Origin of the sequence: uncultured Tateyamaria sp. (assembly GCF_947503705.1) — a bacterium.
Taxonomy (GTDB): Bacteria; Pseudomonadota; Alphaproteobacteria; order Rhodobacterales; family Rhodobacteraceae; genus Tateyamaria.
In genome coordinates, this window is sequence record NZ_CANNES010000001.1 from 99169 (window position 1) to 112351 (window position 13183).

Genomic DNA, 13183 nt, shown 5'->3' on the forward strand with positions numbered 1-13183 from the left:
GTCAGCCGGTTGGGCCAAAGGTTTCAAAGTGGATGTGGGCGCCGGGCACGCCTGCGGCTTCCAGCCCATCGCGGAGGTCAGCGAGGAACTGCGCGGGTCCGCAGAGCATGTAACAGGCGTCCGGACCTGCACCCAAGTCGATGATATGTTCGGCGGTGATGCGTCCTTGCAAATCGTAATCGCGCCCCAGCACATCCTCCGTCTCAGGCTGGCTATAGAAAATGCGTTTGTGCAGCGTTTCGTTCTGCGCCATCAGCGCATCGACCTCGGGCTTGAGCGTATGGTCGCGGCCATTGCGTGCACCGTGGACATACCAGACCTCGCGGTCCGATTGTTGCGCATTTGCGTGCAGGGCAGCCACCATCGGCGTCAGCCCGACACCCGCAGAGATCAGAACCAGAGGGCATTTGCTGCACGGAATGACAAAGTCGCCCGCAGGGGGCCGCGCCTCAATCACACTGCCCGCGCGCAACTCGTCATGGAAGAAGCGTGAAACCAGTCCCTTGTCTTCGCGTTTGATGCTGAGGCGATATTGCGACAGATCATCCGGGTTACCTGACAACGAATAGCTGCGTTTCGACGTGCCGAGCTGACCGGGGATTTGCACCTCAACGGGCAGATGCTGACCGGCTTCAAAGGGCTCCAGCGCGGGGCCATCCGCAGGTTCAAGATAAAACGACGTGATAGAGGTGCTCTCCTCGACCCGCTTGGCGACTTTCAGACGACGGCTGAGATGGTCCTGTTTGCTCCAGCGCAAACCGACTGCGCCGGGGCGCGCGATCACCTGATCAATTTCGACATTGATCATGCGCCATGCGTCCGGGTCATGCGCCCCTTTGGGCGACCAGTCGATTTCGGCGCGACCCGTGATGTGCAACAACCCGCCGGTTTCAAAATCCACAAACAGGAGCCCGACCCGAGGGTCCGAGACCAGATTGCCAATTGTGTTGAAGAAGTTGTTCCCGGCGTAATCCGGGATCTGCAGATGCGTTGGGCTGGCGACATTGACAAAGCCGGGCGCTCCGCCGCGGTGGCTGGCGTCAAACCCGTTGGAGGCGGCACCTGCCTCACCCTGATGGCCAGAGCCGATGAACATCGTGTCTGCCTTGCCGATCTGGGCGATCTGGGCGGGGGTGAGTGCTGCACTTGTCTGTGCCTCAGGAACGGCGGCTCTTGGCGCCCGGGTCCAGGCACGTTCGTGGATGTATTGCGGGCAATTGCCAAAGGTCTGACGGATATCGATTGTATAGCCTGCGTCAGACCCGTGAATATGGCCGCTGAAGCGATTGCGGCGGCGGGTGGCAAGCTCAATGCCCAATACGCCAATATCTGAGCCTTGCGCAAAGCTCTCTGCCAGCGGGTCGGTCGCATCCAGTGCGGTTGCAAGTTCAATCCGTCGGGGATCAGGAGAGGTGGCAAAGCCATCCGGACCATCCAGCATCGTTATCCAGGTCTGGCCCTGTGCATCTGCACCGGACACAACAAGAAATGGCACATTGGTGTGAAAGTCGCGATGCTGTTCGGGCAGGTAGTCGCGGATGAACCCACCGGCCCATTGCGCAACATCCCCCACACCCGCACAGGCCTGCGCCTTCAATTCACCTTCGTGAAACGGATTGATCTGTTCCATCTTTGACATCTTGCAGGTCCTTCTCTGAAGAGGTGGCGTGTCGAGGCGGGAGAGACCTCGACACGCGGGGCTGGCTTCAAGCCAGCTCGGGGATGGGTGAGGTTGCCATACCAACGAAACCCGGCTGCGCTTCCACGCGGGCAAGCCAGGCGCGGATATGCGGATAGGGGGTCAGATCCACCCCGCCTTCCGGGGCGTGGGCGACATAGCTGTAGCTGGCGATATCGGCGATGGTGATTGTGTCGGTCGCCAACCACTCGCGGCCGTCGAGATGGGCATCCATCAGCTTGAACAGATCATGCGCCGTTTTGATCGCCCCCTGATGATCCAGCGGCACGCCAAAGACGGTAACCAAACGGGCCGAACAGGGGCCATGGAAAATCTGATGCGCGGCAATGGTCAGCCAACGCTGCACCTCGGCGGCCTCTTTGGGGTCCTCAGGTATCCAGTGGCTGCCCTTGGCATAAGTCTGCACCAGATAGGTCAGGATCGCATTGCTGTCCGACAGCAGATAACCGCCATCGTCGATCACCGGCACGGTGCCGAAAGGGCTGTCTTTGAGGAACTCGGGCGCCTTGTGCGCGCCGTTTGCCATATCGACCTCGATGACCTCGTAAGACAGGTCAAGCAGAGAGAGCATAAGCTGCACCCGGTGGGAGTGGCCGGATTTCGCAGCGCGGTGAAGTTTGATGGGCGTTGTCATGGTTTCAGGTTCTTTCGCTAATTTTAGAGTGTGGGAGAGGCGCGGTTTTAGAAGCCAAAATCACTGAGGCCGGGATGGTCATCCGGGCGGCGCCCCAGCGGCCAGCGGAACTTGCGATCCGCCTCGGCAATGGGTTGTTCATTGATGGAGGCATGGCGGTTGGCCATGTAGCCGTTCTCGTCGAACTCCCAGTTCTCGTTGCCATAGGCGCGGAACCAGTTGCCGCTGTCGTCGTGGTATTCATAGGCGTAGCGGACCGCGATACGGTTGCCGCCATAGGCCCAGAGTTCCTTGATCAGGCGATAGTCCAACTCCTTGTCCCATTTGCGGGTCAGGAACGCCTCGATCTCCTTGCGGCCTTTCGGAAACTCCGCCCGGTTGCGCCAGGCGCTGTCCGGCGTATAGGCCAGAGCAACTTTCGCAGGGTCGCGGGAATTCCAGCCATCCTCGGCAAGGCGCACCTTTTCGCGCGCGCTCGCTTCGGTGAATGGGGGCAGCGGATGACGGGGGGCTTCGGTGGTCATTTCAAGATCCTCTTGCGCCAGGCTCAGGCCGCTGCTGCGTTGATTGCGGGAAAGTCGATATCTGTCTGAAAGACTTCATTGACGTAGTTCGTCAGCACATTCAGGGCGATCAGGCCAATGATCTCGATGATCTCCGCATCCGAATACCCGGCGGCGCGGACGGTCGAGATGTCCTGTTCACTCACGCGGCCCTTTGAGGTCGCGACCTTGACGGCAAAGGACACGGCGGCATGTGCTTTTGCATCTGTTGATGCGCCAGCGCGGTTTGCCGCGACCTCAGCTTCGTCCAGCTTCGCGAAGGTCTTGGCCAGAAACGTGTGGGCTGCGTTACAGTAGTCACACCCATTGGTTTGCGCGATGGCAATGGCGATGCGTTCACGGGTTGCGGCGCTAAGTTTGCCTTTTGACAGCGCCCCGTTCAGGCCCAGATATCCTTCCAGCGCGTCCGGACTTGTCGCGAGGAGGCGAAACAGATTGGGAACCGATCCCAGCGATTTTTCCACCGTTTCAAGCAGTGGCTGTGACTGTACCGGCGTGTCGGCGATGGTCTGAGGTGTTGCGATGCGGCTCATGTCGTTGTCCATTCGAAGTGAGGTTTGTGTTTCGTTCTGGGAAGAAGTTAGCTCCGATCAAATCAGATAATAATACTGGAACTCTGAAAGTTATTAATTCAGAATTGGTAATTATCGAGAGGGATCATGGACAGGTTACAATCATTAGAAGTGTTTGTTGCCGTGGCTGAGACGGGCAGCTTCGCGGGCGGAGCACGTACGCTGGGGATCAGCGCACCATCGGCAACGCGCGGTGTGAACGAATTGGAAGAGCGTTTGAGCGCGCGCCTGTTCACCCGAACCACGCGGGTGGTACGTTTGACTGATGTTGGCCGAACCTATCTAGATGAGGTTCGGGGTATCCTGACCGATCTTGATGCGGCCAATGATGGTGTCTCTGGTGCGGTTGGAGTGCCGAAAGGCATGCTTAGGCTGACGTCGCCAGTGGAATTCGGGCGCATACATGTTGCCCCAATTCTTGCCGAGTATCTGGACCTCTACCCCGAAATGACCGCCAGCATGCTGATGGTCGACCGGGTGGTAAACCTTGTCGAAGAAGGATTGGACATAGGTGTGCGGATCGGGCCGCTGACCGCAGCTGGATTGATGGCCGTCAAGGTTGGTCGCGTGCGTCGGGTCATCTGCGGCGCGCCTGACTATTTTGCCGAACATGGTTTGCCGCAGACACCGGATGATCTTGCAAATCACCGCATTGTCGAAACTCCAACGACAACGCTGAACAGTGAATGGCGCCTCGGTAAGAAGCAGGACATTATTGCGCGCGTAACACCCACACTTGCCACAACTAGCGTCGCGTCCGCAGTCTCCCTTGCAAGATCGGGATGGGGCCTTACGCGTGTTTTGTCGTATCAGGTTGGCCCGGATCTTCAGTCTGGTGCCTTGAAAACAGTCCTCGAAGACTTTGAACCCGAACATCTCCCCATTCATTTGGTCCACTATGAGGGCCGACGTGTCTCTACAAAGGCCCGCAGTTTTCTGGACCTGGCCAAAAAGCGGCTTCGACAGGAGCCAAGTCTCAACTGACTTTTGGGGTCACTTCAACAACTCGAAGAAAAGGGAACCGCCTCGAAATGGCGAAGGGCAGTGCCGCTCGCCAAGGTGGGTCAGATATCGATACGCTCTGCGATGCTCAGAGCATCGTCCAGTTCGACGCCTAGATAACGCACAGTGCTGTCGACCTTGGTGTGCCCGAGCAGCTGAACGGCGCGGAGATTGCCGGTCTTTCGTCAAATCTCCGCGGCTTTTGTCCGTCGCAACGAGTGCGTGCCGTACCCACTTGGTTCCAGACCAATGGAAGTCCCCAATCTCGTACAATCCGACCATATTGCCATGTTGAGATGTGCGGGCGGCCGTGGAAGCGACTTGGAACCATGAACCGGCACGCGAACATTTCAGGTGATTTGACCCAAGCCAACACGGTCTCACACGTGTTTTCTGTCAACTCGAACTGAACGGGTCGCTTGGTTTTACTCTGAATGACCGAAACGCGCTCGCGCACCCGACCATCCTTCACCAGATCGCTGACCTCGAGTTTGACCAAATCACAGCCGCGCAACTTGCTGTCGATGGCAACGTTGAACAAAGACAGAACCCTGAGATTGCGAGCGAGTTCGAGACGCGCCCGGATTGCCCAGACCTGCTTCGGTAACAGCGGCCGCTTCTGACCAATGATCCGCCCCTTGTTCCAGGCCCTGCGTTTTGGGGTAGTTGCGGGAAGTTGGACTCTTGGCATGATTTGCCCTCCGATCCTCCCTCCGTGCCCTGTCATCAGCACCGCGCTGACGGCAAAACATAGCATATGTTGAATGGCCGCTTTCTTCACAAACGAACATTGCCCTAGATGTGGCCATTGCAGCAATCTTCTTGCTGCGTGCGCACGCAGCAAGAAAACTGAATTCACAGAATGGGCTCAGATGACCCCTTCGCCGCGTGCTGCGCCAACGTCCGCTTGCCTTTCTAAACCCAATCTACAACGCCAATAATAAATCCGCGTTCAAACCCCATACCGGCTCATGATCATCGCCACGCTGCTGTCCACGATCTGCTCCATCTCGGTCACCGACACCACGGGCGCGCCGAACACCACCGGCCAGAAGGCCTTGCCCTTGATCAGGGCGATGAACTCTTCGGCGGCCTGGCGGGGGTCGTCGATGCGCAATTGGCCGTCTGCCGCCGCCGCGCGCAGCATCACCTCGAACGCCGCCTTGAAATCCGTCTTTTCCTGATTTTCCTCGACCAGTTCGGGGCTGCGCAACACCTCGCTCATCACCAGACGGGTCATGGCCATCACCTCGGGCGAGGTCAGCAACGCCCCCTCCGCCCGGCCCAGGGCCGTCAACTGATCGCGGATATCTCGGCCCGGCTCATAGGTCACATTCAGGGTCTCGGCAAAGCGGGCCCAGTGGCGATAGATCAGCTCCTGAAACAGTTTTTCCTTACTTTCAAAGTACTTATACACCGTCCGCTTGGACGCCCCGGCACGCGCCGAAATCCGGTCCATGCTCGCCTCGCGAAAACCCTTCTCCTGAAATTCCGCAACAGCCGCCTGATAAATCTGCTCGCGCTTGTCTTCGGGCGCGGCCTCAATTGGATCGGTGTACATTGTCAAAAATCCGTTGTGCTCTATCTGGGTAAACGCATGGGTTTACAGCTGTCAATTCTCTGCCTAGTGTAAACTCCACAGTTTACCACCGGTATCCCGGTCGCAGCAGGAGGAACGGCATGAGCCTTGTACTGAAATTGAACGGCGTTGAACATACTGTCGACGCCGAACCCGGCACGCCCCTATTGTGGGTGCTGCGGGACGAATTGCAGATGACCGGCACCAAATTCGGATGCGGGGTCGCGTCCTGCGGGGCCTGCACCGTGCATGTGGACGGGTTTCCAATGCGCTCCTGCATCACGGCGGCAGAGGACGTCGCAGGGGCCGAGATCACCACAATCGAGGCGATCGGCGCCACCAAGGAAGGGGCCGCGATCCAGCAGGCTTGGGAAGAGTTGGACGTCGTCCAATGCGGCTATTGCCAGTCGGGCCAGATCATGTCGGCCGTGGGCCTGCTGACAGAAAACCCCAAACCATCGGTCGGGGATATCCACGACTACATGGACGGCAACGCATGCCGCTGCGCCACCTACCAACGCATCCGCGCGGGCATCCAACGCGCTTCCGAGATTATGGAGGGTTAAGCGATGACACTCAACACATCCCGTCGCGGGTTCCTCAAAGGGGCCGCCGCCGCCGGTGCCGTCCTTGTTGTCGGCCTCAAACCAAACGGGGCGCTGGCCGCCGGGGGCAGCACGGCCCAGATCAATCCCTTTGTAAAAATCGGCGCCGATGGCCGCGTCATTGCGATCATCAAGCACTTTGAAAAGGGTCAGGGCCCCGCCACTGGTCTGTCGACGCTGATCGCCGAGGAAATTGGCGTGACCATGGACCAGATTGATTATGAATTTGCGCCTTCGAACCCCGAACTCTACGCCAACCTCGCCTTTGGCCAGATCCAGGGCACCGGCGGCTCGACCGCCATGGCCAATTCCTTCATGCAGTACCGCACCGCCGGGGCCGCCGCACGCGCTGTGATCCTTGACGCTGCGGCTCAGGCCACCGGCGTGGACGCGGGCACACTCGACATCGTGGACGGAATGGTCACAGGCGCGGGCACCCCCATGCCCCTCGGTGATTTCGTCGCAGCCGCAACCGAATTGGAAGCCCCGGCCGAGCCGACCCTGAAAACCCCCGATCAATGGCGCCTCATCGGCAATCCCGACATCCGCCGCCTCGACAGCAAGATCAAGGGCGACGGCACCGCGATGTACGCCATGGACGTGTACCTGCCGAACCAGATGATCGCCATGCTTGCCCGCCCGCCCCAACAGGGCGGCCTCGTGGCCGGCTTTGACGACAGCGCCGCGCGCGAGGTCAAAGGGTTCATCCGGGCCGCGACCCTGCCCAACAACGCCGCCGTCGCGGTCTATGCCGAAAACACCTGGGCCGCGATGCAGGCCCGCGAGGCGCTGAGTGTCGAATGGGATCTGTCAAACGCAGAAACCCGCGACAGCACCCAGATCAAGGCCGAAATCATGGCGGCGCTGGATGCAGACGCCGAATACAACGTGTTGAAAAACGATCCGGCCCCGATGGATCAGGCCGCCCAGGTGATCGAGCAGACATTCTACTTCCCCCTGCTCGCCCACGCCGCGATGGAGCCGCTGAATTGCACCATCGAGGCCAACGAGGATGGTGGTGTCACGCTGCATGACGGCGCGCAAATGCCAACCGGGCCGCATATGGCCATGGCCCAGATCTTTGACCTGCCAATGGACAAGGTGCGGATCAACACGATGCTTGCTGGCGGCTCCTTCGGTCGCCGCGCCACGCCCACCGCCGACTATCAGGTCGAGGCGGCGCTGGCCTTTGTGATCACCGACCGAACCCGCCCCGTAAAACTGGTCTGGAGCCGCGAGGACGACATGCGCGGCGGCTATTACCGCCCCGCTTTTGGGCACAAGGTGCGTGTGGGGCTCTCTGACACGGGCGACATCGTCGCATGGGATCACCGCATCGCGGGCCAGTCGATCATGAAAGGCACCGCGTTCGAAGCCTTTGCAGTCCATGACGGCGTTGACCATTCCTCGGTCGAGGGCACGGCCGACACGCCCTACACCATCCCGGGCATGCATGTGGGCCTCACCGATACGAAAAAGGCGACCAGCACGCTCTGGTGGCGGTCGGTTGGGCACACCCACACCGCCCACGCGATGGAGGTGATGATGGACATGGCCGCCCGCGCCGCCGGGCGCGATCCGGTGGAATTCCGGCTCGCCTATCTGGGCGACAGCACCGATGCCAAACGCAAGGCAGGGGTGCTGAAACTCGCCGCGGAAAAAGGCAATTGGGGCAACGCGCCTGCGGGCCGGACCCAAGGGATCGCCGTGCACAAAAGCTTTGGCAGCTTTGTGGCCGAGGTGGTGGAGGTTTCGGGCACCGCCGACACAGGCATCCAGATCGAAAAGGTCACCTGCGCCGTCGATTGCGGCATCGCAGTGAACCCCGACGTGATCAAGGCCCAGATCGAGGGCGGCGTCGGCTACGGCCTCGGCCACGTCATGCGGGACGAGATCACGCTAACGGGCGGCGTCGTGGACCAATACAACTTCCCCGATTACGAGCCGCTGCGGATGCGGGATATCGGCGCGATCGAGACGCATATCGTCGCCTCCGCCGAGCCACCCACCGGCATTGGCGAGCCGGGCACGCCCCCCGCCGCGCCGGCGCTGGCCAACGCGATTGCACAGACCGGCACCATCGTGGGCGTTCTGCCCATGATCAATGACGGCGTCGAATTCGCCTGAATCACAAGGCGCTGCCGGGTCCGCCCCGGCAGCGCCTAAGCTGTCAGAAAGTCACGCAGGATCCCGTTGAAGACCGACGGTTTTTCCAGATGCACCGCATGGGAGCACCCCGGAACGACAGACAATTGCGTGCGCGGAACACCCTTCATCAACCCACCGATCTGGGCCCAGGTATAGGTCCGATCCCGGTCTCCCCAGATGATCAGCGTCTCCGCCGCAATATCGGCCAAGGCATCCTGACCAGACCACGCTTCCATCGCGTCCAGCCCCGCCTGAATTGCGTCGGCACTGGCCTGCTCCGCAATCCGTGCGCAGCCCTCATAGCCGGGGGCCGCCGCGCAGTCCAAAAACCAGGTGGCCGAAATCCGTCGGGCGGTCGCCACCGACCCATCCGCCACAGCGCGCGCCTTGCTCTCGGCGATGGTCTCGAACCGGCCCGGCAACACGCCAATGGCTCCCGTTGCATATAATATCAAACGGTCCACACGGCCCGCATCACGGCGGGCCATCTCCTGCACGATCATGCCACCCATTGAATGGCCCATCAGGTGATAGTGATCCACACCACGGTCGCGCAGATGCGCAATGACCCAATCGGCAAATCCGCCAATCGTATCAATCGCAGGCGCGCGCGCATTGGCACCAAACCCGGGCAGGTCAACGGCAATGATATCAAAGCGATCCGCCAGTGCGGTGATCTGATCCGCCCATTGCGCGCTGCCGCCCATGAACCCATGGACAAGCACCAGATGGGTCACTTGCGCTGGCCCTGCACGATGCGGTCCAGGATCATGGCACAGAACAGGATGGCAAAGCCTGCCAGAATCCCCTGCCCCACATTGGCATATTGCAGCGCTTCCAGCACGTCCTCACCCAGGCCCTTGGCCCCGATCAGCGACGCGACCACAACCATCGCCAGCGATAGCATGATGGTCTGGTTGATCCCCGCCCGGATCGACGGGCTGGCCAAAGGCAAATCCACCTTGGTCAGCAAATACCACTTGTTCGCGCCAAAACTGATGGCCGCCTCGCGCACGCTCTCGGGCACCCCGCGCAGGCCCAGCACAGTCAGACGGACCACAGGCGTCCCGCCAAAGATCATCGTGGTTACAACAGCCGCCGGTTTGCCGGTGCCAAAGAAGGCGATGACAGGGATCATGAAAACAAAGGCAGGCATCGTCTGCATGAAATCCATGATCGGCTGGATAAAGGAATAGAACCGGGGCCGCCGCGCCGCAAACATGCCCAGCGGAATACCGATGATGATGGACAGACACGCGGCTGTGCCCAGCAGGGCCAGCGTCGTCATCGCCTTTTCCCAGAACCCCAAAAGGCCCATATACGACAGGAACGCCCCCGAATAGATCGCCATACGCACCCCCGCCGTCAACCAGGTCAAGAGCACGATCAAGGCCGCAATCACGATCCAAGGGGTACTGACAAAGATCAGCTCAAGCGCGTCCAGCATCAGCCGAATGCCATAGGTGATCCCGTCAAACAGGGCCTCACCGTTCAGGACGGCCCAATTGAAAAACGCCTCCACCCCGTCAATGCTGGTCAGCCTGATCTCCGGGTTCGTCGGAAAATCGCTCAGCAAGGCATAGCGATCCGGGAAACTGTAGTGGACCATGGCCACAGCCACGATCAGGATCATGAATATCGCGCTGAACACGATCTCCCGCACCGGCATGCCAGAGCGAAGTGTACGATCCGACAACCAATCGGAAAACCGGGCCTCCAGCGCCCAGTTGGCCACCGTCGCCTGGGCCGCCTTGGCCAGGATCAGGATGACAAGGCCCGTCAAGGCGATGGTCGGGCCCGTCTCGGCCAACGCTTCGGCCTCGGCACGAATGCCGCCGATATTGGCCTCCAACCCGTCCACGGCGCGCTGAAACGCGTCCACCCTGTCCGATCCGCTCTCGATGGCGGCGGCCAGTTGCTGGCGGCGCAAATCCAGCGTGCCCTCAATCGACGCGATGCGCGCCATGGCGTCTGCGGCCAGATCACCAAAAAGGCCGCGCGCAATCTGCACAAAGGCAATGGCTTCGATCACCAGAAAGGACAGCGCCCAAGACCACAGGCCCCGCGCCCCGAACCAGATCGGGCCAAACAGACCCGCCATCGCATTGAAGGTCGGGGTAAACCGGGCCGACGCGCCCACCTTGTCAAAGTTCGCGATGTAGTAGTCCGGGCTGGTGCGCACAAAGGTGCGGATGTTCTCGCGACGCTCCTCGGCATAGGCCAGCGCCGCCTCGCCTTCCGTGTCTTCGAGCGGGTTAAAGTCCTGATCTTTCATGACATTTCCGTCCCTTCCACAACCGTGCGCAGCAAATCCGCCCGTGTGATCACACCCAGGTCCGTGCCGCCGTCAGCCACGATGATCGGCTTGGTATCGTCGATGGCCATGTTGATCAGCGTGCTTAGCGTCTCGGTCTCTGCCACCCGGTGCACATCCGCAGGCAATGGCCCATCAGCGGCGACAAAGGCGTCAATCGGCTGCATCACCGCCCCCGCATGGACCACCTTCAGGCGCGAAATCCCGGCCACGAAATCGGCCACATAATCATCGGCCGGGTTCATCACGATATCCTCGGCGGTGCCCATCTGCACCATCTTGCCGTCGCGCATGATGGCGATGCGGTCGCCGATGCGCACGGCCTCGTCGAGGTCATGGGTGATGAACACAGTGGTCTTTTTCAGAATCTTGGACAGGCGAATGAACTCGTCCTGCAACTGGCGGCGGATCAGCGGATCAAGGGCCGAAAACGGCTCGTCCATCAGCAATACATCGGGGTTCGCGGCCAAGGCACGGGCCAGGCCCACACGCTGCTGCATCCCGCCCGACAGCTCATGGGCAAATTTTGCGCCCCAGGCGCCCAGCTCTACAATGTCGAGGATCGCGGCCGCCTGACGCATCCGCTCGTTCTTGGCCACCTGACGAATCTCCAGGGGCATGGCCACGTTGTCCAGCACCGACCGGTGGGGCATCAGGGCAAAGTTCTGAAACACCATGCCGATCTTCTGGTTGCGAAAGCCTTGCAACTCCTTCGGCCCAAGGGCCATCACGTCCACGCCCTCGATCTCGATCTTGCCGTCGGTGGGCTCCAGCAACCGGTTGAAGTGACGGACCAATGTTGACTTGCCACTGCCCGACAGACCCATGATGCAGAAAATCTCGCCGCGGTTCACCGTCAGGCTCACATCGGCCACGCCGACAACGGCATTATATTCGGCCAGCACCTGCGCCTTGGTCAGACCCCGATCCCGGATCGCCTGCAAGGCGGCCTCGGGCTTGGCGCCAAAGATTTTCCAGACGTTCGAAATCTCGATGACAGTGTCTTGGCTCATGACAGGACCCGCATGGTTGGGGTGGGGTGGGCAGCACCGACCGGGGCCGGTGCTGCAATGCTTTGGCAGAAACCGGGCTCAGAGGCCCAGCATCGCATCCACACGGTCAGAATTCGCCGCAACCCAGGCCGCCGCTGCATCCGCAGGGTCGGCACCATTGGCGCTGATCTCATAGGCCAGACCCGACACGTCATCGGCGGTCAGGGCAAAGTTGGCAAAGAAATCGGCAATCGCAGGCGAACGATCCACCAACGAGTTCGACCAGGCGATCTGCACCTGCTTCAGGGCATCCTTGGTGGCCACGCTGGATTTCTCGAACCAGTCCGCATCGTCCGAAGGCTGGACCATCACGTATTTCGCCGGATCAAATGTCGGCTCGGTCAGCATCTCCACGTCAAACATGAACCACACGGCATGGGGCTTGTAGCAATAAAAGGCATAGCCCTCGCCCTTGGCGATGCTGTCCTTGATGCGAGCGGTCTTCACGCTTTCCTCGGCGCGGATCGGCTCGATGAAATCCATCAGACCATAATCGCGGGTCTTGACCTCGTTCACATTGGCAGAGGCCCAACCCGGCGCACCAATCCACATCTCACCCAGACCGTTGCCATCGCTGTCCATCAACGCGGCCACATCCGGGCGACCCAGATCGGCAATGTCGGTGATGTTGTTGGCCTCGCCAAAGTCCTTGGTCACGCAAAAACCCTGATTGCCCTCGTAGGGGTTCGACGACAGGGTCACAGTGCCCGCCTCATCCACATATTTCTGGGTAAAGCTTTGCTGGTTGGGCAGCCATACATCGGGATGGACGTCAATGTCGCCCTTGCCCTGATCCATAGCCTGGAAAATCGTGGCATTGTTGCCGGGCACATATTCAACGGTGCCGCCAATGCGCGAGGTGACAACCTCGCCCAGCACATAGGCAATCGCCTGCGCACCGGTCCAGGACGGCACGCCGATCTTGACTTCCTCGGCAAAGGCCGGGGCGCTGATGGCCGCCAGAAGGGCAGCGCTCATAAGGGGTTTCATCAGTTTCATCTCAGGTCTCCATGTT

General features: G+C 60.4%; 12 protein-coding genes and 1 pseudogene. 3 read left to right on the forward strand and 10 right to left on the reverse strand.

What is annotated here, in order from left to right; translation table 11 throughout:
- Position 1: 1 nt before the first annotated feature.
- The 4 genes from Q1A44_RS00505 to Q1A44_RS00520 all read right to left on the reverse strand — a co-directional run bounded on the left by Q1A44_RS00505 (position 2) and on the right by Q1A44_RS00520 (position 3429).
- Positions 2–1639, reverse strand: coding sequence for a pyridoxamine 5'-phosphate oxidase family protein (locus Q1A44_RS00505; RefSeq protein WP_299618021.1), 1638 nt, complete (start codon positions 1637–1639; stop codon positions 2–4).
- A 67-nt stretch (positions 1640–1706) separates the two neighbouring features.
- Positions 1707–2333 carry a glutathione S-transferase family protein gene (locus Q1A44_RS00510; RefSeq protein ID WP_299618024.1) on the reverse strand — a complete coding sequence of 209 codons (627 nt, stop codon included), beginning with the start codon at positions 2331–2333 and terminating at the stop codon, positions 1707–1709.
- Between the two features lie 47 nt (positions 2334–2380).
- Positions 2381–2857, reverse strand: a complete 477-nt coding sequence (locus Q1A44_RS00515; RefSeq protein ID WP_299618027.1) for a nuclear transport factor 2 family protein — start codon at positions 2855–2857, stop codon at positions 2381–2383.
- Positions 2858–2880: 23 nt separating this feature from the next.
- Positions 2881–3429 carry a carboxymuconolactone decarboxylase family protein gene (locus tag Q1A44_RS00520; protein ID WP_299618030.1) on the reverse strand — a complete coding sequence of 183 codons (549 nt, stop codon included), beginning with the start codon at positions 3427–3429 and terminating at the stop codon, positions 2881–2883.
- Between the two features lie 126 nt (positions 3430–3555).
- Between Q1A44_RS00520 and Q1A44_RS00525 the strand changes: the two genes are divergently transcribed.
- Positions 3556–4452 (forward strand): LysR family transcriptional regulator, encoded by an 897-nt coding sequence (locus Q1A44_RS00525; RefSeq protein WP_299618033.1) that lies wholly within the window; start codon positions 3556–3558, stop codon positions 4450–4452.
- A gap of 80 nt (positions 4453–4532) precedes the next feature.
- On the opposite strand, the pseudogene Q1A44_RS00530 reads toward Q1A44_RS00525, so the two are convergent.
- Both Q1A44_RS00530 and Q1A44_RS00535 read right to left on the reverse strand, forming a co-directional pair.
- A pseudogene (locus Q1A44_RS00530) lies at positions 4533–5161 on the reverse strand (tyrosine-type recombinase/integrase).
- Between the two features lie 261 nt (positions 5162–5422).
- Positions 5423–6031, reverse strand: a complete 609-nt coding sequence (locus Q1A44_RS00535; protein WP_299618036.1) for a TetR/AcrR family transcriptional regulator — start codon at positions 6029–6031, stop codon at positions 5423–5425.
- A 119-nt stretch (positions 6032–6150) separates the two neighbouring features.
- Here Q1A44_RS00535 and Q1A44_RS00540 point away from each other — a divergent pair, with 119 nt between their 5' ends.
- Positions 6151–6615: a (2Fe-2S)-binding protein gene (locus Q1A44_RS00540; RefSeq protein WP_299618039.1), complete on the forward strand. Its 465-nt coding sequence runs from the start codon at positions 6151–6153 to the stop codon at positions 6613–6615.
- A 3-nt stretch (positions 6616–6618) separates the two neighbouring features.
- Positions 6619–8781, forward strand: coding sequence for a molybdopterin cofactor-binding domain-containing protein (locus Q1A44_RS00545; protein ID WP_299618042.1), 2163 nt, complete (start codon positions 6619–6621; stop codon positions 8779–8781).
- Between the two features lie 35 nt (positions 8782–8816).
- Here Q1A44_RS00545 and Q1A44_RS00550 read toward each other — a convergent pair whose 3' ends face one another.
- The 4 genes from Q1A44_RS00550 to Q1A44_RS00565 form a co-directional block, all read right to left on the reverse strand.
- The gene (locus Q1A44_RS00550; protein WP_299618045.1) at positions 8817–9539 is read right to left on the reverse strand and encodes an alpha/beta fold hydrolase; all 723 of its coding nucleotides are present in this window, start codon (positions 9537–9539) and stop codon (positions 8817–8819) included.
- Positions 9536–11077, reverse strand: coding sequence for an ABC transporter permease subunit (locus Q1A44_RS00555; protein ID WP_299618048.1), 1542 nt, complete (start codon positions 11075–11077; stop codon positions 9536–9538). Before Q1A44_RS00555 ends, Q1A44_RS00550 begins: the two co-directional genes overlap by 4 nt.
- Positions 11074–12129 (reverse strand): glycine betaine/L-proline ABC transporter ATP-binding protein, encoded by a 1056-nt coding sequence (locus Q1A44_RS00560; protein ID WP_299618051.1) that lies wholly within the window; start codon positions 12127–12129, stop codon positions 11074–11076. Before Q1A44_RS00560 ends, Q1A44_RS00555 begins: the two co-directional genes overlap by 4 nt.
- Positions 12130–12207: 78 nt before the next feature.
- Entirely contained in the window at positions 12208–13167 is a 960-nt protein-coding gene (locus tag Q1A44_RS00565; RefSeq protein WP_299618054.1) for a glycine betaine ABC transporter substrate-binding protein, read from the reverse strand.
- Positions 13168–13183: the final 16 nt, after the last annotated feature.